Here is a 17,198-nt window from a genome sequence, read left to right as displayed (position 1 = left end):
CCAGCACCGCCGACTGGCCGCCGCCGACGGCCCTGGCCGCGGCCTCCGCGTCCGGCACGGCGCGATCGCCGAGGACGGCCGAGGCCCGCGCGGTGAACACGCTGCCCAGCGTGGCGATCCCGAGCGCGTAGGTCAGCTGCTGGGCGGTATTGACCGCGCCCGTCGCCATGCCTGCCCGCTGCCACGGCACCGCCGCCATCGCGGCCGAACTCAGCGTCGCGGTGGCGAGCCCCACCCCGAGCCCGACGGCCACGAAGCCGGGAACCAGTGCCGCCCAACCGGATTCACCGTGCACGAGCAGTCCGCCGAGGACGCCGCCGACGCCGACCACGAAGAGTCCGCCCGCGATGATCCGCCCGCGGTGCTCGCCGTGCAGGAACCGCCCGATGCTGCCGGACACCAGAAACGCCATGACCGACAGCGGCAGACCCACCGCGCCCGCCTGGATGGCGCTCAGCCCGAGCACCGACTGCATCCAGATCTGGGTGTACATCAGCGCGGCGAACGCGGCGAAGAACAGTGCGCCCGCCGCGACCAGCACGCCGACGAACACCCGGTCCCGCAGCAGCGACAGGTCGAGCATCGGCTGCGCCGAACCCCGCTCGATCAGCACGAACCCGACCAGCGACACCGCGGCCAGCGCCAGCAGCCACCAGGTGAGCGCGTTCGACCAGCCGTCCTCGTTCGCCCGGGTCAGCGCGTAGGTCGCCGCCGCCGCGCTGACGGTGAAGCTCGCCATGCCCGCGAGGTCGACCCGGCCGCGGTGCGCCCGCTCCGGATCGGCGAGCACCAGCACGCACAGCGCCATCGCCATCGCGCTGACCGGCAGGTTGACGAAGAAGATCCAGCGCCACGACGCGAGATCGGTGAGCACCCCGCCGATGATCGGTCCGATGGCGCTGGACGCGCCCGCGACCGCGCCCCAGACGCCGTACGCCACGCCCTGATCGCGCCCGCGGTAGGAGTTGTTCAGCAGGGCGAAGGTGGTGCACGCCATGGTGGTCGCGCCGATGCCCTGCACCACCCGCGCCGCGATGAGCACCGCCGGATTCGGCGCGACGCCGCAGACCAGCGAGGACACCGCGAACAGCGCCAAGCCCGCGAGGTAGGTGCGTCGATGCCCGGCCAGGTCGGCGATGGAGCCGACCCCCAGCATGAGCGCGGCCATGGCGAGGGCGTAGCCGTCGACCACCCATTGCAGCGAGCCGAACGACGCGGTCAAGTCCTCGCGCATGTCGGGTAGTGCGACGTTCACGATGGTGACGTCGATCAGCAGCATGAAGGTGCCGAGACACACCGTCAGCAGCGGCAGCCATTTACGCAAAGCCGTTGTCCTCTCGGAAGATTCGTGGGCGGGAGACGGCGTCGAGTATCCGGCGCGGCGACGGCTGCGGGCGCCTCGCCGGGGATTCGGCGTACATTTCCTCCTTATGAGCGCGGCTGCGGTGAGCGGAAACTCCATCCTGGACGGCCTCGACGCGCGGATCGTGCAGGCGCTGCAGCTCGACCCGCGCGTCTCGTTCAACCGGGTCGCCGCCGAGCTGGGCGTCGCGGAGCAGACCGTCGCCCGCCGCTACCGGCGGTTACGCCGCGACGGCGTGGTCAGGGTGATCGGCGCGGTCGACTCGCGCGCGATCGGCGAGCACGACTGGATCATCCGGGTGCACTGCCGCCCGGACGGCGCGCGGCAGGTGGCCGAGGCATTGGCGCGCCGCGACGACGCGGCGTGGGTCAGCATCGCCGCGGCAGGCGCCGAGGTGAACTTCTCGCTGCACCCGCGCTCCCCGCAGGACCGCGACGACCTGCTCGTGCAGCGGCTGCAACGCACGGCGCCGGTGCACGGCATCGCCGCGGCGCTGATCCTGCACCGCTTCGTCGGACCCCGGGCCCTCGACTGGCGCGGCAGGCAAGCCGCGCGCGGCGAGAAGGGTACTGCGGCAACGGATTACGTCAACGGCGAGCTGCGTCTGCGCGACGAGGACGGCGCGCTGCTGGAGTTGCTGGCCCGCGACGGCCGGGCCGGTTTCTCGGTGCTCGCCCGCGCGACCGGCATGAGCATCGGCCGGGTGGCCCGCCGGATCGCCGCCCTGCAGGCGGCGGGCATCCTCTACTTCGACCTCGACATCGCCCCCGCCGCACTCGGTTCCAGCCTCTCGGCCTTCCTCTGGCTCCGGGTCGCGCCTGCGCGGCTGGACGCCGTCGGCCGCGCCGTCGCCCAGCACGACGAAACCGACTATGCCGCAGCGGTTACCGGGCCGTTCAACATCTTCGCCGTGCTCACCGCCGACACCGCCGAGGGCCTGTACCACTACGTGACCACCAAGATGGCGACCCTGGACGGCGTGCACAGCTTCGAGCTCACGCCGGTGCTCGAGCGATTCAAGCAGGCGGGTTCGAGCACCACCGGGGGCAGACTTAATCCACCCGCGCCGGTACCGCCGCGTGCGGCGCGGCGTCGCTAGCGGTTCGTGCCGGCGGGAAACGTTTGACCCGGTCATCGGTACCGCCGGTAGCGGGTAGCATCCGGAATTGTGATGCGTAGCGGGCGAGAGACTGACGAGGCGCCGCGCAAACGCGTCGACGCGCGCACGGAGCGCTGGCGTGCGCACCGGCTCGAGGTCCGCGAGAAGTTCGTCGACGCGGCGTTCCGCGCGCTGGACACGTTCGGCCCGGACGTCAGCATGGGCGATATCGCCAAGGAGGCAGGGGCGGCGAAACCCAAGCTGTACCGGCATTTCGAGGACAAGACCGACCTCTACAACGCCATCGTCGACCGGGTCCGCGACATGCTGTGGGAGCGGCTGATCGCCGGTGCCGACCTGACCAACGACTCGGTCCGCGAACTGGTGCGCCGCGGCGCCGCCGAGTACGCGCTCGTGGTGTCGGAGCACCCCAGCGTCTTCCGCTTCATGCTGCACAGCCATTTCGCGCAGCAGTCCGACGACTCCGAACGCGCGCTGCAGTCCGCGCGCCAGTCGGCCAAGCGCGCCGCCGACCTGTTCGCCGAGTCGGTGGGCGCCGAGTCGATCGAGGTGGACAGCGTCGAGCTGGTCATCTACTCGATCTTCGGCGCGGTCGGCTCGGCCACCGATTGGTGGCTCGGCGCGAACCGGTTGAAGCCGCAGCCGATGCCGATCGAGCGGTTCGTCGCCTATCTCGCCGAGACCATCGCCGCGCTCACCGCGGCCAATGCCCGCCTCAACGGCATCGTCATCGATATCGATCTGCCACTGCACCTTGCCTTTTCCGGCGAGTAGCGCCCCGCTCGGCCGCCCGCGGCGACACCGGGGACGGCGCTGAACCGTTGTCGCAGACACCCGAACGACGTTGTTCTGGCCGAGCCGCTTCGTCGAGGCCCCGCCGCGTGTGCGACACCACTATTGTCTCAGCGGCCACCGACAAGAATCGTCCCCCTTAGGGGCGTGACAGCGCTGAATACGGGTGTCGTCACTCGTGGTGCAGCCGCCACAGGGGGGACACCGGGCCGTGGCCCGCGCCCAGGTCGTACGAGGCGGCGAGGCAGCGGTAGGTCCACTCCTTGGCGAACTCGACCGCCTCCGGCACCGAGTAACCGTTGGCCAGCGCGCACGCGATCGCCGCCGCCAGGGTGTCCCCGCCGCCGTGGTCGTTGGCGGTGCCGATCCGCGGCGCGGTGAACTCCAGGAAGTCCGCGCCGTCGAACAGCAGATCGGTGCTGTACTCGGAGGACCGCAGGTGCCCGCCCTTCACGATCGCCCATTGCGGGCCGAGCCGGTGCAGGGCCCGCGCGGCCTGGCGGGCCGAGGCGTCGTCGGTGACGTCGATGCCGGTGATCAGCCGGACCTCATCGAGGTTCGGGGTCACCACCGTCGCCAGCGGAATCAGCGTGTGCCGCACCGCGTCCAGCGCCTCCTCGTGCAGCAGCGGATCGCCGTGCATGGAGGCCGCGACCGGGTCGACGATCAGCGGGATCGGCCGGTCGCGGCCGATGCCGACCTCCCCGCAGGCCTCCGCGACGGCCTCGATGATCGCGGTCGAGGCCAACATGCCGGTCTTGACCGCGCCGACGCCGATATCGGTCACCACGGCGCGCACCTGGCCGGCCACGATGTGCGGCGGAATCTCGTGGAAGTCGCTGACCCCCTTCGAGTTCTGCACGGTCACCGCCGCGACCGCCACGCAGGCGTGCACCCCGCACAGGGCCATGGTGCGCGTATCGGCCTGGATTCCGGCACCACCGCCGGAGTCGGTCCCGGCAATGGTGAGCACCCGGACGGGGGTCTGCCCGTCGGGGGTCAATGGCAGCAGCTTCACGCCCCAAACCCTACGACGTCGGCCGGCGTCGCCACCTCGAACCGGGCACCCGAGGCCTCAGCGGTAAATGAAAACCATTATCATTAACGGATGACCACTTCGGCTCCCGCTCATCCGCTACCCGTCACCGTGCTGTCCGGCTTCCTCGGCGCGGGCAAGACGACCCTGCTCAACCACATCCTCGCCAATCGCGAGGGGCGCCGCGTCGCGGTCATCGTCAACGACATGAGCGAGGTGAACATCGATGCCGCGCTGGTCGCGGGGCAGGGCCACCTCGATCGGACCGAGGAGAAGCTGGTCGAGCTCACCAACGGGTGCATCTGCTGCACGCTGCGCGAGGACCTCATCGAGGCGGTGGGCCGGCTCGCGCGGGAGGGCAGGTTCGATCAGCTGGTCATCGAGTCGACCGGCATCTCCGAGCCGATGCCGGTGGCGGCCACCTTCGACTGGGAGTTCGAGGACGGATTCACACTCGGCGATATCGCGCGGCTGGACACGATGGTGACGGTGGTCGACGCATCGACCTTCCTCGCCGAGGTCGCCAAGGGGCAGGCGCTGGCCGAGCGGAAGTTGGAAGCGGGCGAGGGGGATTCGCGCACGATCGCCGACCTGCTGGTCGATCAGGTGGAGTTCGCCGATGTGCTGCTGGTGAACAAGACCGATCTGGTCGGCGAGGCGGCCGCAGGCGCGGTGGAAGCGACTGTGCGCAAATTGAATCCGCGCGCTCATGTGCTGCGCACGACCAATGGTGTGGTCGATCTGGGTGAGGTGCTGGGCACCGGCCGGTACGACCCGCTCGTCGCGGAGGAGGCCGAGGGCTGGGCCGAGGAGCTGGCCGGCGGGCACACGCCCGAGACCGAGGAGTACGGCATCGGCAGCCTCACCTACCTCGCCGACCGGCCGTTTCATCCGCTGCGACTGTCCGAGGCGCTCGGTGAACTACGGGGCCTGTTGCGCAGCAAGGGTTTCTGCTGGATCGCCAGCCGCCCCTCGCTGGCGGCCGTGTGGTCCCAGGCCGGGCCGAATCTGGTCTTCGAGCCGGCCGCGTGGTGGTCGGCCCTGGAGGTCCCCGCCGGGCAGGAGATCGTCTTCATCGGCGTCCACCTCGATCGAGACAAGGTGCGCGGCTTGCTCGACGACGCACTGCTCACCGATGCGGAGTTCGCCGCGGGCCCGGCTGTCTGGGCGGGCTATCCGGACCCTTTCCCGGCGTGGGGCGAACTCCACGAGCACGCGTAGCGTGGCGAGTCCTGAAGGCGCTCAACCAGTCCAGTGACCGGGCGAACGCTCAGTTGGAGATGCCCGGTGTCCGGCGCAGGTAGGTGTCGTCGGTCAGTTGCTCGAGCATGAAGTCGGCGATATCGGCGCGGGAGATCTTCAGCGACAGGCCGCGCTCGTCGGCGGGGAAGCCGCGCCGGAACCCGCGGGTGAGCGGACCGTCGGTGAACGCGCTCGGCCGCACGATCGTCCAGTCCAGGTCGCTGGCCCGCACGTACCCCTCCTGCCGCACGTGGTCGGCGAAGGCCTCGCGCAGCAGCATCCCGAACATGAGGTACTTCCAGACGAAGTTCAGGTTGCCCCGGCTGTCGCCGACGCCGAGGGTGGTCTGCACGATCACCCGCTTCACCCCGGTGCGGTGCATGGCCTCGAGCACCGCGCGGGTGCCCTCGGCCCGGATCACGCCCTTGCGCCCCGCGCCGAGCGAGACCAGCACCGCGTCCTGCCCCGCGACCGCGCGCTCGACCGAGTTCGTGTCCAGCACATCGCCTTTAACGATGTGCAGCCGCTCGTGCCGCTGCTCGAGGCCCGCCGCGTCGCGGGTGAACGCCGTCACCTCGTGCCCCTCCTCGATGGCCTGCGCGACGACCAACCGGCCGACCGTGCTCGTGGCGCCGAAGACAGCGATCTTCATGATGTTCTCTCCTTGGTTGAAAGCCGTGGTGTCGTTGGTGAATCAAGTACAACAGCGGAGAGTGAGACGAACCATGGCCTCGAGTCTCGATGACATAAGTGATCGTCTTGCTGAACGGGCGATGGCCCGCACGTGACGTGCGGGCCATCGAACCGGCGGATCGCTCAGCGGTACTGCGCGAAGAACTCGCCGATCTCGCGGGACATCAGTTCGGGCGCGACGTGGTGCAGGTAGTGCGTGTACACGTCGTGGGTGCGCCAGGAGACGATGTTGCTGTGATCACGCTCGGCGAAGCGGCGGATGCCGTGGAAGTCGCCGTTCGACCCGGACAGTGACAGTGGGACCGTGATCGGCTCGGTCGACGGCTCGCTCTTCGCCTTCTCGAAGTAGTGCCGGATCGCCGAACCCGCTGTGCCGGTGAGCCAATGGATCGCGATATTGGTCAGCACGAAGTCGTCGTCGAGGTCGGGCCCGAGCAGCTGCCCGTTCCAGCCGACCAGTCCGGCGGGCGAGTCCATCAGCGCGTGCGCCAGGGTCTGCGGCTGCTGCGACTGCAGAATGTTGAAGCCCATCTTGTTCTTGACGAACCAGTCGAGCGTCGCGAGCGACTGCGCCTCGTCCTCGGTGAGATCGGCCAGCTCGGTGGGGTCGCCCGTCGGGAACGAATAGATCTGCGAAACCTGTACGGCCGCAACGTGCTCGGGGTCGACCCGGCCGAGCTCCGGCGAGATCTGCGCGCCGCCGTCATTGCCGACCGCGCCGTACTTGTCGTACCCGAGCCGCCGCATCAGCTCCGCCCAGGCCCGGGCGATCCTGGTGTCGTTCCAGCCGGATTCCGTTGTGGTGCCGGAGAATCCGTAGCCGGGCACCGACGGGATCACCAGGTCGTACCCGGCCGCGGTGAGCGGCTCGATCACGCCGAGGAACTCTACGAAGGTGCCGGGCCAGCCGTGGGTGAGGATCAGCGGAAAAGCGTTGTCGCGCAGCGACTTCACGTGCAGGAAGTGGATGTTCTGCCCGTCGATCTCGGTGGTGAACTGCGGGTGGGCGTTGAGCGTCTCCTCGACCTTGCGCCAGTCGAACCCGTCGCGCCAGTAGTCCACCAGGTGGCGGACCCGGTCGACGCTCACCCCGTAGGTATCGCCCGAGCCGGGGATCTGATCGGCCCAGCGGGTGCGCTCCAGGCGTGCGCGCAGATCGTCGAGGTCGGCCTGGGGAACGTCGATGCGGAAGGGGGTGATGGCGGTCATCCAATTGCTCCTTGTGAAACGGAATGCTTCGTTCTGTTTGAACCGTAGCAGAACGGATCATTCCGTTTCAAGTGCTATCCTGAATTCATGCCGAAATCCACCGATGCCCCAGCTCGGAAGGCCTTACCGGGCCGGAAGGCGCAGGCGGCCCGCAACGACGGACTCATCCTGGACGCCGCGCGCGCCGTGTTCCTGGCCGACGCCAATGCCCCCATCGCCGCCGTGGCCGAGCGGGCCGGGGTGGGGATCAGCGCGCTGTATCGCCGCTATCCGAGCAAGGAGGTGCTGCTACGCACCCTCTGCTACGAGGGCCTGCGCCGCTACAACGTGGAAGCCGATGCGGCACTGGAGGATTCGGACGGCTGGCGGGGACTCGTCGGCTTTCTCGAGCGGGTCGTGGACGCTGATGTGCACTCGTTGACGGTGCACCTCGCGGGCACCTTCACCCCGGACGAGTCCTTCCTGCCCCACGTGACGCACTCGGGGGAGGCGACCGAGGAGATCGTGCGCCGCGCGCACGCGTCCGGCCGGCTGCGCCCCGGCGTCACGGCCGAGGACCTGGCCTTGGTCCTGGAATCGTGCGCGGCCATCTCGATGCCCGATCCGAAGCGCACCGCCCAGTTGCGCCGTCGCGTGCTCGCCGTGCTGGTGGCGGGTCTGGCCGCGGACGGTGATCTGCCGGGCCCCCCGCCCCGGGCGGGCGAGTTCGCCTGGCGCTGGGAACGGCGGCGATGAGTTCGCCCGCGTGGCATCGTCTGCACCGGTAAGGACAGCTGCCTGAAAGGACGCACTATGCACTGGACACTCGAGGTCGTCGTGGTCCCCGTCTCCGATATCGACCGAGCCGAGGACTTCTACTCGCGGAAGCTGGGATTCGTCGTCGACCACGACGTCGTGATCGGGGACGGGTCGCGCATCGTGCAGCTGACCCCGCCCGGCTCCGGCTGCTCCGTGGTGATCGGTTCGGCGGAGTTCGCCAAGATGACGCCGGGCTCGCTGCAGGGGTTGCAGCTCGTGGTGCCGGATATCCAAAAGGCGCACGCGGAGTTGGTCTCCCGCGGCGTCGAGGTCAGCGACGTCCAGGTGCTCGGCGAGAACCGCCGCGAGGTGCCCGACCCGCTCGACAATGTCGGCTTCGTCTTCTTCAGCGACCCCGACGGCAACGGCTGGGCGGTGCAGCAGATCTCCAGCCGCCCCTGACTAGGTACGCGGAGCGAGGAACAGGGTCTGCGTGCCGCGGCCCAGCGGGCCCTTCTCGTCGAACAGGACGGACTCGGCCAACCCGATGCCGTGCGGCTGCGGGTAGGTCGTCGCGTCCAGGCAGACCCACTCACCGACCGGCTGCCGGTGCAGGGTGACCGTGAGGTCGGTGTTGATGAATAGGTAGCTCGACCAGTCGAGCACCGAGCTGACCCCGTTGCCGGAGTCCGCGGCGGCCAGCGCGCGCTCGAGCGGGCTCGGGTCGGTGCCCGCCACGATCGGGTACCGGAGCCTGATCCAGCAGATCGCCGGGCCTTCCTCGACGAAAGAGCCGGTGACGAAGCGGTATTCGATGCCCGTGTGGAAGCCGACGGGCTGCTCCGAGGGGAACGGCGTCGCACCCGGCGCGTGCTCGGGTCCCGGACGGGCGCCGGTCGGCAGAATGTGCTCGGGGAGGGCGAGTTCCGGGTCGGCCCGCTTGAAGCGCCATGCGTTGGCCCGCATGACCGGGCCGCGCTCGGTGGACAGCGTCGCCTCGATCAACTCCACGCTGCGGCCCGGCCGCGCGACGCGGGTCCGCACGGTCAACGGCTCCAGCGGTACCGGGCCGAGAATCTCCACGGCGACGCGCCCCACCTGGAAACCCTCGCGCGGTTCGCAGCGCTCGATCGCGTGGCCGAGCAGCGCGGAGGGCGGGCCGGCGTGCTGCGCGTCGGGCGACCAAGGGCCGCGGGTGAGCTCGGTCGAGACGAACCGCTGCGGGTCCGCGGCGTCGGGCAGGTAGAAGGCCGCCGGGCCCGGTGCCTCGTGCCCGGTGGTGTCGCTGCCTGGCGTGCCCGATGTTTCACCCATGTAGTCACGAAATCAGACCGCCGATCGAGCGGATGATCGGGGGTGGCGTGTTCAGGCTCGGCCGAAGGCCAGCGCCACATTGTGGCCGCCGAAGCCGAAGGAGTTGTTCAAGGCGTAGTCGATGCGCTGCGCGCGCGGTGCCCCGCTGACGACGTCCAGCTCGATCTCCGGATCGAGGTTATCGAGATTCAGTGTGGGCGGGACGATTTGGTCACGCAGCGTCAGCATCGTGATGAGCGACTCGAGCGCGCCGACCGCGCCGATCGAGTGGCCCAGCGCGGATTTCGGCGCGTAGACCGACGCGCCGGGCGCCACGGCCGCGATCGCGTTGGCCTCTGACGCGTCGCCGATCGAGGTCGAGGTCGCGTGCGCGTTGATGTGCTGGATGTCCGAGACCTGAAGTCCCGCACTGGCTATCGCCTTGCGCATGGCTCGCGCCGCGCCGATGCCCGCCGGCTCCGAGGCGACGATGTGATAGGCGTCGGAGGTGATCCCCGCGCCGAGCACGCGGCCGTGGATCTCGGCGCCCCTGGCCCGCGCGTGGCGCTCGGATTCGAGCACGAGCAGCGCGCCCGCCTCGCCGAAGACGAAACCGTCCCGGTCCCGATCGAACGGTCGCGACGCCCGCTCCGGTTCGTCGTTGCGGGTGCTCATCGCCCGCATCATGGCGAAGCTCGCGATGGGCACCGCGTCGATGTGTCCCTCGACGCCGCCGGTCACCACCACGTCGGCCTCGCCGGTGCTGATCAGCCGCCAGGCCTGCGCGATCGCCTCGGAGCCCGACGAGCAGGCCGAGACCGGTGCGAAAATGCCTGCCTTGGCGCCGATTTCGAGCCCGACGGTGGCCGCCGGGCCGTTCGGCATCACCATCGGCACCGACATGGGCGATACCTTCCGATAGCCGCCGGCCCGCATCGCGTCGACCGCGTCGATCAGCGCGTCGCCGCCGCCGAGCCCGGTGCCGATGGCGACCGCCAGCCGCTCGCCGTCCACCTCGGGCGCGCCCGCCCGGCGCCAGACCTCACGGCCGAGCACCAGCGCCAGCTGTTCGACGTAGGACAGCCGCCGCCGTTCGATCCTCGTCAATCGCTCGCCCGGCGGCGACTTCAGCTTGCCGCCGATGCGGACCGGCAGGTCGTACTCGGCGACGAAGTCCTCGGCGAGCACGCCGATGCCGCTGTGCCCGAGCAGCAGCTCCGACCAGGTCGTATCCATGTCCTCGCCCAGCGACGTGGTGGCCGCGTACCCGGTGACGACGACCGAGGGCCGAGTTTCTGAAGCGATTGTTACAGTCACGGTGACATGAATACCTGTACCAACCGCTACAGTCAACTCATGGCTCGCCCCCTCGACCACGCGAAACGCGCCGAACTGCTGGCCGCCGTCGTGCGCTACATCGCCGACCACGGCCTCGCCGACCTGTCCCTGCGCCCGCTCGCCGCCGAGCTCGGCACCAGCTCGCGCATGCTGATCTACTACTTCACCACCAAGGAGGAGCTGCTGGTCCAGGCGCTCACCACCCAGCGCCCCGACCTCGCCGCCCTGTTCTCCGAGGTCGCCGACGCCGCCGAGCTGCGCGCGCACCTGTGGGACTTCTGGCGGGCCAACGCCTCCGGCGAGGGTAGGACCAGTGTCCGGGTGATGCTGCAGGTGCTCGGCGCCTCCTGTGCCGCGCACAGCCCGTACGCCGAGTACGCCAGGGCGGCCATCGCCACCTTCGTCGCGTCGCTCGCCGACGGCCTGCGCGGCCTGCCGTCCATCGACGAACCGGAACTGGCTGCGACACTGCTTGTTTCGGGCCTGCGCGGGGTTCTCCAGGATCGCCTCATCACCGGCGACGTCGAGCGCACCGACCGCGCCGCCCGGCTGCTGATCGATCAGGTCATTCGCTGAGCCGGACTTCGCGGCGCGGTTACTTGGTGTTTGCTGGAGTGCGGTGGATGCTGGGTCGGGGCGAGCGAGGAGGCGGTATGGCTGCGAGCGTGCCCGAGCCGGTCGACGGCGGGCCTGCGGTGGGTTCGGTGCGGTGGGTGATGCTCGCCGTGCTGTGCGCCAGCCTGCTGCTGGTCGCGATGGACGCCACCATCCTGAACGTCGCGCTGCCGTCGCTGATCGCGGATCTGCGGGTGGGGCAGCTCGAACAGCTGTGGATCATCGACGTCTACGGCCTTGTCCTCGGCGGGCTGCTCATCACCACGGGTGCGGTCGGCGACCGGGTCGGCCGGAAGCTGCTGTTCCTCTCGGGCTTCGTGCTCTTCGGCGTGGCCTCGGTGGTGGCGGCGACGTCGCAGAGCGCGTGGCAGTTGATCGCCGGGCGGGTGCTGCTCGCCGTCGGCGGCGCGATGGTCATGCCCTCGACCCTGTCGCTGATCCGGAACATCTTCACCGACGCGCGGGAGCGCACCCTCGCGATCGGCATCTGGGCGGCGGTGGCCGGCGCGGGCGCGACGATCGGCCCGATCGTGGGCGGGGTGGTGGTCGAGCACCTCGGCTGGGCCTCGGCGTTCTGGTTGAACGTGCCGGTCGTGCTGCTCACCGTGGCGGTCGGCGCCTGGCTGCTGCCGGAATACCGTGCGCCGCAATCAGGTTCGCTCGACTGGCCGGCCGCCGTGCTGTCCATCGCGGGCATCGTCGGATTGGCCTGGGGCATCAAGCATGTCGCCAAGGGCACGCCGACGGCGGTGGACTGGGTCATCCTCGGGCTCGGCGTGCTGCTGCTGGCCTGGTTCGCCCGGCGTCAGCTCGCCGCCGACGATCCGCTGCTCGACGTGCGACTGTTCCGCAACGGCGCCTTCGCCGCCGCCGCGCTCGCCACGCTGCTCGCCATGCTCGCGATCGGCGCGGGCCTGTTCCTGGTCTCGCTGTGGCTGCAATACGTGCACGGCTACTCGCCGTCCGAGGCCGGGCTGCGCATGCTGCCGTCGGCGTTGACGCTGCTGGTCTCGTCGCTGGCGACGCCGTGGCTGATGCAGCACATAGGGGTTCGCGCGGTGCTCGCCGTCGGACTCGGCGCGCTGGCCGTCGGCTTCCTCGGGCTGGCGCTGAGTCCCGAGCCGACCACCTACCCCGTGGTCGCCGTGGTGCTGGCGTCGTTCGGCCTCGGCGACGGTCTGGCCATCACCGCCGCCGCCGCTGTGCTGGTGTCCGCGGTACCGCCCGAACGGGCCGGGCAGGCGGGCGCGGTCTCGGAGACGAACTACGAGCTCGGCATCGGCCTCGGCGTCGCGCTGCTCGGCAGCATCCACGGTCGCGTCTTCACCGACACTATGGCCGGCCTGCCGCTGCGCGGCGAAAACCTGGACGAGGCAAGGGAGTCCATCGGCGGCGCGGTGGAGGTGGCGGGCAGGCTGGACACTGCGGGCCGCGAGCAGGTGCTCGCCGCCGCCCGGCACGCCTTCGACGCGGCGCTCACCACGACCTCCTATATCTCGGCGGCCATCGTGGCGTCGGTGGCCGTGGTCGCGGTCTGGTTGGTGCCCAAGGGGTTCCGGGTGACCGGCTCGCATTAGGCGGCTTCGGCGGCTGCGTCTACGAGTCGTCCGCCGTGGCTGGGTGCACGTGGTCGAACACGCGACGCATCAGGTCCGATAGCTGGGCGCGCTCCGGCCGGCTCAGCGGTGCCAGAATCTCGTCACCGACCCGCTCCGCCTCCTTGTTCAGCGCGGCCAGCGCCGTGCGGCCGGTGCGGGTGATCCGGACGGTCATCCGGCGTCGATCGGCGGTGTCCCGCGCGCGCTCCACCTGCCCGGCGGCGTCGAGTTCGTCGACGACCTTGGCGACATCGCTGGGGTGGATGGCGAGCCGCTCGGCCAGGTCACGCTGCGCGTGCGGGCCGAAGTCGGCGAGCGCGGCGAGTATCGCCATGTGCCACAGGCGAAGTCCGTTGGCCGACAACCGGTCCGAGAACCGGCCGCGGGCCGCCTTGCCGACTCGCGACAGCAGGTAGATATCCAACCCGAGCAGGGTCGGCGGCAGATCCCCTCCGGCGTCCATGGCCCTATTGTAGGTCACGACCTACGATAGGGGTACACCTACTAAATGGAGGACCCTGTGGACGCCCTACACCCGCGACTGCTCGTCAGCCGCTTCGCGGAATGCTTCGCCTTCTACGCCGCCGTACTGCCCGAGCTGATCGGCGCCGAGCTGATCAAGGGCACGCCCGCGGGTCCATACGCCAACTGGGACGTCGATGAGCAGGCCGTGCTCATCCTGTTCGACCGCGCCGCCATGGCCGAGGTCGTCGGGACCGCCGCGCTCCCGCCGCACGCCGGCCCCGCGCAGGACTCGGTCATGTTCGTCTGCCGCGTCGACAATGTGGACACCGGACTCGAACTGTGCGTCCGGCACGGCGCAACCGTGGTCGCGGCGCCCACCGACCGCCACGCGTGGGGCCCCAACCTTCGCACCGCCCACCTGCGCGATCCGGACGGCACCCTCATCGAACTCCAGTCGTACTGAACCCTGGATGCCGCCGCTGTGCGAAAGTGGGCGACGTGAACCAGGATTGGGAAGACCGGGTCGCGGCCGCTTGGGCCACGTTCGACGACTACGCGGGCAGGCCGGGCGAGTTTCGCGCGGTGATCGACGCGCTGGTCGCCGAGCTGCCCGGCGACCACCCGCTCGGCCCGTTCGAGCAGGCCGGCGCCTGGGACTCGACCGGCCACTCCCACCGGGCCATTCCGCTGTACCGCGAGGCGCTGGCTCGCGGGCTCGACCCGAGCCGGCGACGCCAGGCCACGATCCAGCTCGCGAGCTCATTGCGAAACATCGGGCATGCGGCGGAGGGCGTCGAGCTGCTGTCCAAGGAGCTCGCCGCGGGGTCGGACGAGCTCGACGACGCCGTCCGCGCGTTCCTCGCCCTGTGTCTGTCCAGCCTCGGGCGCGACCGCGAGGCCCTCTCCCTCGCGCTCGGCGCACTCGCGCCGCATCTGCCGCGGTACCAGCGTTCCACCGCGAACTACGCCCGCCAGCTGGCCGAGGCCTGACTCTCCGCGGGCTATCGACGCTCGCGACATTCCCACGTCTCGGTCAGGGCTTTTTCGTGAACCTGCTGTGACCGACCGGAAAGATCGGCCGCCGCTGAACGCGATTGCGCAGCAGTACCTTTCACTCAGTCTGCGGCGTCAGGCTCCTCGCCGATCGCCTTGAGCGCGAGCCGATGCAGGGTGCGCCGCTCCTGCTCGTCGAGGCGGCCGAGAACCCGGTCGGTGGCCTCGGCGATCCGGGCGTTGGTGAGGGCGCTCTGCTTCTTGCCCGCTCGCGTCACGGTCAACCGGTATTTGCGGCGGTCCTCGGTATCGCGGACCCGAACCACCAGACCGTCCCGCTCCAGGCCGTCGACCAGCCGGACCATCTCGCTGCGGTCGATGCCGAGCGTCGTGGACACCTGCTGCTGCGACAACTCGCCGAACTCCTCCAGGCAGACCAGGACCCAGTGATCACGCAGTGACGCGCCCACCTCGGCGTGCACGGCCTTGTGCAGCTTTCCGAGCGCGAAGGTCGGCAGGCGGAGCAGGGCGCGGGGATGCAGGTGCTCGTCGGGCATTCCGACATCTTATCTATTGTTAGACAGCTCTATCGTTGATAACCTCTACAATCTCAAGGCTCTACTAATTGGGAGGATTCGTGACGGACAATCGAACGGCGGCGCCGGTGGCCGAGCCCGCGCTCGAGGCCGTGCCCGCGGCGGTGTGGCGAGTCGCGGGGGTCGTCGTCTTCGGCGCGGTGATGAGCATGCTGGACACGTCGCTGGTGAACGTCGGGCTCAACACCATCGCCACCGATCTCGGGGCGACCCTCGACAGCGCGCAGTGGATCGCCAGCGGCTATCTGCTCGCCCTGGCCGTCGCCTTGCCGTTGGTCGGCTGGCTGGGCCGGCGGTTCGGCCTGGACCGGGTGTGGCTCGGCGCGCTCATCGGCTTCACGATCACCTCGGGGTTGTGCGCGTTGGCGCCGAATATGGGGTGGCTCATCGCATTACGCATCGCGCAGGGGTTGACCGCCGGGTTGCTGGTGCCCGCCGGACAGGCCATGATCGGCCAGGTCGCCGGGCCGCACCGGCTGGGCCGGGTGATGAGCGTGGTCGGCATCGCGGTGGTCGCCGCGCCCGCCATCGGGCCGACCGTCGGCGGCCTGATGCTGGCCCAATTGCCCTGGGAGTGGCTGTTTTTGATCAATATCCCGTTCGGGCTCGTCGCGGTGACGCTGGCGCTGCGGGTGCTTCCGCGCATCGAACGGTCGGCCGCGGGCACCTTCGACGTCGTCGGGTTCGCGCTCATCGGCGCCGGGCTGTCGCTGCTGGTCTACGGGCTCGGCGAGATCGGAAGTCGCGGTGACTTCTTCGCGCCGACGGTGGGCGCGCCGATCGTGCTCGGGGTGCTCGCGCTGGCCGGGTACGTGCTGCGGTCGGTGCGAGGGCGCGGGCCACGGCTGCTGGACGTCAGCATGTTCCGCAGCCCGGTGTTCAGCTCCGCCAACGCGGCCAACCTCTTCAACGGGGCCTCGCTGTTCGGCTCGATGCTGTTGCTGCCGTTGTACTTCCAGGTGTTGCACGGGCAGAGCCTGATCGTCACCGGGTTGTCCCTGGCGAGCTTCGGCTTCGGCGGCGTCGTCGCGCTCCCGATCGCGGGCCGGCTCACCGATCGGTACGGCGGCGGCGTCGTCGCCACGATCGGCAACGTGCTCTCGGTCCTGGTGACCGTGCCGTTCGCCTTCGGCGACGCGTCGATGAACATCGTGGTCGTGCAGGTGCTGCTGCTGATCCGTGGCATCGGTACCGGCCTGACCGGCATACCGGTCGTCGCGGCCGCCTACGCGGCGGTCCGCCGCGACCAACTGTCCGACGCGGCCTCGACGGTGAACATCCTGCAGCGCGTCGGCGGCTCGATCGGCGCGGCGTTGCTCGCGGTGGTGCTCTACCGATCCGCCGCCGCGGGCCTGCCCCTCGACGCCGGTTTCCGCCAGGCGTTCTGGTGGCTCACCGGCGCGACCGTCGTCTCCCTCGCCGCATCGATCTGGTTGTGGTACACCGAGATTCGACTGCGCGCCGCTCGCGTCGAGCCCGGTGCCTGATCGAATCGCGCACTGTCGGCACGCGGCGGAGTCGCGAGTAGGGAAAGCGCGCCGGTCTCGGTGGGCGTACGACCGAGCCCAGTGATAGCCGAAAGATTGCGATGTGATCTTCTGGTGTCCCCATCGAAAGCGGAGGAGTGTGCCATGTCCTACGTCGTGGACTTCGCCGACGTGTCGACCGTCGGGCTGGAGTCGTCGCCGGTCGCGGAGGCGCTCGCCGGTCTGCGGGCGAACGAGGCCCGGTACTTCAAGAACAAGTACGACCACGTCTTCACCGTGGAGCCCGCGAGCGAGGCGGAGTCGATCATCGCGTGGGTGCACCGGATCCTCCAGGAGGAACGCGGCATCGTCATCGCCGCTCGCCCGCTGGAGGCCACGGAGTTCGAGGTCGACAACTCACGCTGGGCTTACGTCTTCTACGAGGACGGCCTGTCGATCAACGTGCTGTACGCCCTGGACGGCTCCGGAAAACGGGCGGTCGGGTTCAAGCTCTCCGACGGGATGGACGTCCCCGCCGAACTCGCGTCGTTCAAGTTCGCGCGGCAGAAGTCGAAGCTGGCCGGGACGATTCGCGGCTCCTACTTCGTCATCAAGAACGAGTACTGACCGCCGCGACGCTC

19 protein-coding genes are annotated in these 17,198 nt (G+C 69.8%); 11 read left to right on the top strand and 8 right to left on the bottom strand.

Translation table 11 applies throughout. The annotated features are described in order from the left end of the window. On the bottom strand, positions 1-1,324 hold a 1,324-nt coding region (locus ON39_RS31170), incomplete at its 3' end, for an MFS transporter (protein ID WP_040739605.1). A 106-nt stretch (positions 1,325-1,430) separates the two neighbouring features. Between ON39_RS31170 and ON39_RS31165 the strand changes: the two genes are divergently transcribed. Together ON39_RS31165 and ON39_RS31160 are read left to right on the top strand one after the other, a co-directional pair. Beyond that, positions 1,431-2,462, top strand: coding sequence for an Lrp/AsnC family transcriptional regulator (locus tag ON39_RS31165; protein WP_040739604.1), 1,032 nt, complete (start codon positions 1,431-1,433; stop codon positions 2,460-2,462). Positions 2,463-2,534: 72 nt separating this feature from the next. Continuing rightward, on the top strand, positions 2,535-3,257 hold the full coding sequence (locus tag ON39_RS31160; RefSeq protein ID WP_040739602.1) for a TetR/AcrR family transcriptional regulator: 723 nt from the start codon (positions 2,535-2,537) through the stop codon (positions 3,255-3,257). A 190-nt stretch (positions 3,258-3,447) separates the two neighbouring features. Here the strand turns inward: ON39_RS31160 and thiD are convergent, their stop codons facing one another. Next, complete coding sequence (gene thiD / locus ON39_RS31155) at positions 3,448-4,293, bottom strand: bifunctional hydroxymethylpyrimidine kinase/phosphomethylpyrimidine kinase (protein WP_040739601.1); 846 nt, start codon at positions 4,291-4,293, stop codon at positions 3,448-3,450. A gap of 90 nt (positions 4,294-4,383) precedes the next feature. Here thiD and ON39_RS31150 point away from each other — a divergent pair, with 90 nt between their 5' ends. Further along, positions 4,384-5,532 carry a GTP-binding protein gene (locus tag ON39_RS31150; protein ID WP_040739600.1) on the top strand — a complete coding sequence of 383 codons (1,149 nt, stop codon included), beginning with the start codon at positions 4,384-4,386 and terminating at the stop codon, positions 5,530-5,532. A gap of 49 nt (positions 5,533-5,581) precedes the next feature. On the opposite strand, the gene ON39_RS31145 is transcribed toward ON39_RS31150, so the two are convergent. Both ON39_RS31145 and ON39_RS31140 read right to left on the bottom strand, forming a co-directional pair. Continuing rightward, the gene (locus ON39_RS31145) at positions 5,582-6,205 is read right to left on the bottom strand and encodes an NAD(P)-dependent oxidoreductase (RefSeq protein ID WP_040739598.1); all 624 of its coding nucleotides are present in this window, start codon (positions 6,203-6,205) and stop codon (positions 5,582-5,584) included. A gap of 164 nt (positions 6,206-6,369) precedes the next feature. Next, a complete protein-coding gene (locus ON39_RS31140) occupies positions 6,370-7,455 on the bottom strand; it encodes an epoxide hydrolase family protein (protein ID WP_040739597.1) in 1,086 nt (361 codons plus the stop codon). Positions 7,456-7,542: 87 nt separating this feature from the next. On the opposite strand from ON39_RS31140, the gene ON39_RS31135 reads away from it, so the two are divergent. After that, on the top strand, positions 7,543-8,190 hold the full coding sequence (locus ON39_RS31135) for a TetR/AcrR family transcriptional regulator (RefSeq protein ID WP_040739596.1): 648 nt from the start codon (positions 7,543-7,545) through the stop codon (positions 8,188-8,190). Positions 8,191-8,247: 57 nt separating this feature from the next. Then, a complete protein-coding gene (locus tag ON39_RS31130) occupies positions 8,248-8,655 on the top strand; it encodes a VOC family protein (RefSeq protein ID WP_040739595.1) in 408 nt (135 codons plus the stop codon). On the opposite strand, the gene ON39_RS31125 is transcribed toward ON39_RS31130, so the two are convergent. Continuing rightward, positions 8,656-9,507 (bottom strand): thioesterase family protein, encoded by an 852-nt coding sequence (locus ON39_RS31125; protein WP_083894803.1) that lies wholly within the window; start codon positions 9,505-9,507, stop codon positions 8,656-8,658. 51 nt (positions 9,508-9,558) lie between these two features. Then, complete coding sequence (locus tag ON39_RS31120; RefSeq protein WP_051187368.1) at positions 9,559-10,803, bottom strand: KasA/KasB family beta-ketoacyl-ACP synthase; 1,245 nt, start codon at positions 10,801-10,803, stop codon at positions 9,559-9,561. 39 nt (positions 10,804-10,842) lie between these two features. Between ON39_RS31120 and ON39_RS31115 the strand changes: the two genes are divergently transcribed. Continuing rightward, complete coding sequence (locus ON39_RS31115; RefSeq protein ID WP_040739613.1) at positions 10,843-11,400, top strand: TetR/AcrR family transcriptional regulator; 558 nt, start codon at positions 10,843-10,845, stop codon at positions 11,398-11,400. Positions 11,401-11,477: 77 nt separating this feature from the next. Further along, a complete protein-coding gene (locus tag ON39_RS31110) occupies positions 11,478-13,016 on the top strand; it encodes an MFS transporter (RefSeq protein ID WP_051187367.1) in 1,539 nt (512 codons plus the stop codon). Between the two features lie 19 nt (positions 13,017-13,035). Here ON39_RS31110 and ON39_RS31105 read toward each other — a convergent pair whose 3' ends face one another. Continuing rightward, positions 13,036-13,500 (bottom strand): MarR family winged helix-turn-helix transcriptional regulator, encoded by a 465-nt coding sequence (locus ON39_RS31105; protein WP_040739594.1) that lies wholly within the window; start codon positions 13,498-13,500, stop codon positions 13,036-13,038. Between the two features lie 45 nt (positions 13,501-13,545). Here ON39_RS31105 and ON39_RS31100 point away from each other — a divergent pair, with 45 nt between their 5' ends. Beyond that, positions 13,546-13,965 (top strand): VOC family protein, encoded by a 420-nt coding sequence (locus ON39_RS31100; RefSeq protein ID WP_211336316.1) that lies wholly within the window; start codon positions 13,546-13,548, stop codon positions 13,963-13,965. Positions 13,966-14,000: 35 nt separating this feature from the next. Further along, positions 14,001-14,492, top strand: a complete 492-nt coding sequence (locus ON39_RS31095) for a tetratricopeptide repeat protein (RefSeq protein WP_246002879.1) — start codon at positions 14,001-14,003, stop codon at positions 14,490-14,492. Positions 14,493-14,617: 125 nt separating this feature from the next. Here ON39_RS31095 and ON39_RS31090 read toward each other — a convergent pair whose 3' ends face one another. After that, positions 14,618-15,052, bottom strand: a complete 435-nt coding sequence (locus ON39_RS31090; RefSeq protein WP_040739592.1) for a MarR family winged helix-turn-helix transcriptional regulator — start codon at positions 15,050-15,052, stop codon at positions 14,618-14,620. An 80-nt stretch (positions 15,053-15,132) separates the two neighbouring features. Between ON39_RS31090 and ON39_RS31085 the strand changes: the two genes are divergently transcribed. Further along, the gene (locus ON39_RS31085; protein WP_211336315.1) at positions 15,133-16,578 is read left to right on the top strand and encodes a DHA2 family efflux MFS transporter permease subunit; all 1,446 of its coding nucleotides are present in this window, start codon (positions 15,133-15,135) and stop codon (positions 16,576-16,578) included. A 144-nt stretch (positions 16,579-16,722) separates the two neighbouring features. Further along, on the top strand, positions 16,723-17,184 hold the full coding sequence (locus ON39_RS31080; protein ID WP_040739591.1) for a DUF8821 family protein: 462 nt from the start codon (positions 16,723-16,725) through the stop codon (positions 17,182-17,184). Positions 17,185-17,198 lie beyond the last annotated feature (14 nt).

This window comes from Nocardia tenerifensis NBRC 101015, assembly GCF_000308715.1.
GTDB lineage: Bacteria > Actinomycetota > Actinomycetes > Mycobacteriales > Mycobacteriaceae > Nocardia > Nocardia tenerifensis.
This window is presented reverse-complemented; position numbering and strand designations above follow the sequence as displayed.

What these genes read in the sequence shown, in the direction of transcription:
- ON39_RS31165 (WP_040739604.1), top strand. Translation starts at nt 1,431, where the DNA reads ATGAGCGCGGCTGCGGTGAGCGGAAACTCCATCCTGGACGGCCTCGAC.
- ON39_RS31160 (WP_040739602.1), top strand. Translation starts at nt 2,535, where the DNA reads ATGCGTAGCGGGCGAGAGACTGACGAGGCGCCGCGCAAACGCGTCGAC.
- ON39_RS31150 (WP_040739600.1), top strand. Translation starts at nt 4,384, where the DNA reads ATGACCACTTCGGCTCCCGCTCATCCGCTACCCGTCACCGTGCTGTCC.
- ON39_RS31145 (WP_040739598.1), bottom strand. Translation starts at nt 6,205, where the DNA reads ATGAAGATCGCTGTCTTCGGCGCCACGAGCACGGTCGGCCGGTTGGTC.
- ON39_RS31140 (WP_040739597.1), bottom strand. Translation starts at nt 7,455, where the DNA reads ATGACCGCCATCACCCCCTTCCGCATCGACGTTCCCCAGGCCGACCTC.
- ON39_RS31135 (WP_040739596.1), top strand. Translation starts at nt 7,543, where the DNA reads ATGCCGAAATCCACCGATGCCCCAGCTCGGAAGGCCTTACCGGGCCGG.
- ON39_RS31130 (WP_040739595.1), top strand. Translation starts at nt 8,248, where the DNA reads ATGCACTGGACACTCGAGGTCGTCGTGGTCCCCGTCTCCGATATCGAC.
- ON39_RS31125 (WP_083894803.1), bottom strand. Translation starts at nt 9,507, where the DNA reads ATGGGTGAAACATCGGGCACGCCAGGCAGCGACACCACCGGGCACGAG.
- ON39_RS31115 (WP_040739613.1), top strand. Translation starts at nt 10,843, where the DNA reads ATGGCTCGCCCCCTCGACCACGCGAAACGCGCCGAACTGCTGGCCGCC.
- ON39_RS31110 (WP_051187367.1), top strand. Translation starts at nt 11,478, where the DNA reads ATGGCTGCGAGCGTGCCCGAGCCGGTCGACGGCGGGCCTGCGGTGGGT.
- ON39_RS31105 (WP_040739594.1), bottom strand. Translation starts at nt 13,500, where the DNA reads ATGGACGCCGGAGGGGATCTGCCGCCGACCCTGCTCGGGTTGGATATC.
- ON39_RS31100 (WP_211336316.1), top strand. Translation starts at nt 13,546, where the DNA reads ATGGAGGACCCTGTGGACGCCCTACACCCGCGACTGCTCGTCAGCCGC.
- ON39_RS31090 (WP_040739592.1), bottom strand. Translation starts at nt 15,052, where the DNA reads ATGCCCGACGAGCACCTGCATCCCCGCGCCCTGCTCCGCCTGCCGACC.
- ON39_RS31080 (WP_040739591.1), top strand. Translation starts at nt 16,723, where the DNA reads ATGTCCTACGTCGTGGACTTCGCCGACGTGTCGACCGTCGGGCTGGAG.